This is a genomic window from Polaromonas sp. P1_E3 (assembly GCF_056405935.1).
The window spans coordinates 1-1,639 of record NZ_JBFUBD010000525.1 but is presented as its reverse complement, the minus strand read 5'-3'; the positions used below and the strand labels follow the sequence as shown (position 1 = coordinate 1,639).

Below are 1,639 nucleotides of genomic sequence, written 5' to 3'. Positions count from 1 at the left end.
CTTCTATCTGGTCGCGGGCCCTTCACTCACCAGCGCCGACGACTGCAAGGTGCTGCGAAACTGAGCCGATCCGAGTCAAGTGAGAAAGATGGAAGTCACCACCCATCAAGTGAACTGCAAGCTGCATCCCGGATGATCATGATCTCTTTTTCAAAGCAGACCTGCCCGGTAGCTGGGTTTGCCGATTCATTTATGCCGAAATCGTTTCGTGGTGCGCCTGCGTTCAGGCTTTAGACCTCCAATGAGAAATTACGTACTGCCGGTAGCCGCTCGGCTCCTGGCGTTTATCGCGCCGTTATTCTTTGTGTACCTGTATGCACGAAGTGCGTTCGAGTACGCACGCACGCAAGAGCGCCACGGAGATACTGGCCTGTGGATCGCTATTCTTCTGGGCTTCATGACCTTCGTGATGCTCGGCGTGTTCCTGATTGATCTCGTCATCCAGATCCGGAAGAGAAGGCCTTCGGCCTATTTGACTGACGCTTTCATCGTGGTGATGCTGCTCATGCCGTTTGGCTGGTTTGCGTGCAGCTGGTTTGGGTTACACAACAGTCTTGCTTGCAGGATTCCCATGGCATTTTTCAGCCAGGTCCTAAGCTGGCTTTGATCTGTGAGGCTTTATGGCTGCCTGGCAGGCGTTTGAGTTTTGTCCAGTTGCCACCCGTTCCTTGTTCCGAATGAAATACCTATCTCGCGTCTTCCGCGTCTTTCTTATCTTTCTGGTACCGATGGTGCTGACAGCCTGCGCGTTTGGCACGGGTGAAATTGTGCAACCTGCCAGCCAGGCCGATTCACCAAGGCTTGCGTATCCGGCGAGTGCCAGGCGCCTTGAAGAGCAGGGCGTTGTCAAGTTGCGGGTGCTGGTCCTGGCGAGCGGCAACGCCGGCGAGGTGCGGCTCCGGCAAAGCTCGGGTTTTGCCACGCTGGATGCAGCTGCAGTCGAGGGCGCGAAAAAGTTCAAATTCAACCCCGCCAGAACAAAGTGGGGCCGTGCCGTGGACTCCTGGGTGGATATGCCGATCAAGTACGCTCTTGAGTAGCTGGCGGCCGGTCCTTGTTGCTCTTTACTTCCAACGTTAGTCCCACAATGAAATACTTTCTTGCATCAGTGGCGATGTTCATTTCGTTTGCGGCCTCCGCCGGCGATTGTCCAGGTGGTTCCGCATCGACTGACGGCTGTCAGAAGCTCCTCGCACCGCTCGAGAGACAACTGGCTGCAGCAGAGAAGGCGGCGGAGCTCAAACTCGCAGCATCCCTTCGTGAAAATGGCCCGGAGTACGTGACTGAAGCGGTGAAAGCGCTGCGCGAGAGCAGTCAAGCTTGGCGAAAGTTGAGAGATTCGGAATGTTGGTACCAGGCACTCAAGGACGGAATGAGCATGTCACCGGACTACGCAAGCCCTGTCGCGGCCGCCTGTAAGGTGGATCGCACGCGGGACCGTATTTTGTGGGTGGCCAAATGATGGCTAACTGGTCCTGCGGGACGGATGCACTGAGCGTCCATGCGCTTCGCGCACTTCCAGCTTATGCGCCGGTCAAGTCCAACGTCGGGCGCCTTCCGCATCGATCCAGTTGCATTTGATCGTATATGGCAACTTTGGACACCGGCCCTTTTTTTCACGGCACGAAAGCCGAATTGC

4 protein-coding genes are annotated in these 1,639 nt (G+C 56.1%); all 4 read left to right on the top strand.

The features are described 5' to 3' along the window. A partial coding sequence (locus AC1D0Z_RS21300; protein ID WP_477660150.1) for a hypothetical protein occupies nucleotides 1-234 on the top strand: 234 nt, incomplete at its 5' end. A 7-nt stretch (nucleotides 235-241) separates the two neighbouring features. Beyond that, nucleotides 242-607, top strand: a complete 366-nt coding sequence (locus AC1D0Z_RS21295; RefSeq protein WP_477660149.1) for a hypothetical protein — start codon at nucleotides 242-244, stop codon at nucleotides 605-607. A 70-nt stretch (nucleotides 608-677) separates the two neighbouring features. Beyond that, a complete protein-coding gene (locus AC1D0Z_RS21290; protein WP_477660148.1) occupies nucleotides 678-1,040 on the top strand; it encodes an energy transducer TonB in 363 nt (120 codons plus the stop codon). Nucleotides 1,041-1,087: 47 nt separating this feature from the next. Beyond that, on the top strand, nucleotides 1,088-1,462 hold the full coding sequence (locus AC1D0Z_RS21285) for a lysozyme inhibitor LprI family protein (RefSeq protein ID WP_477660147.1): 375 nt from the start codon (nucleotides 1,088-1,090) through the stop codon (nucleotides 1,460-1,462). Nucleotides 1,463-1,639: the final 177 nt, after the last annotated feature.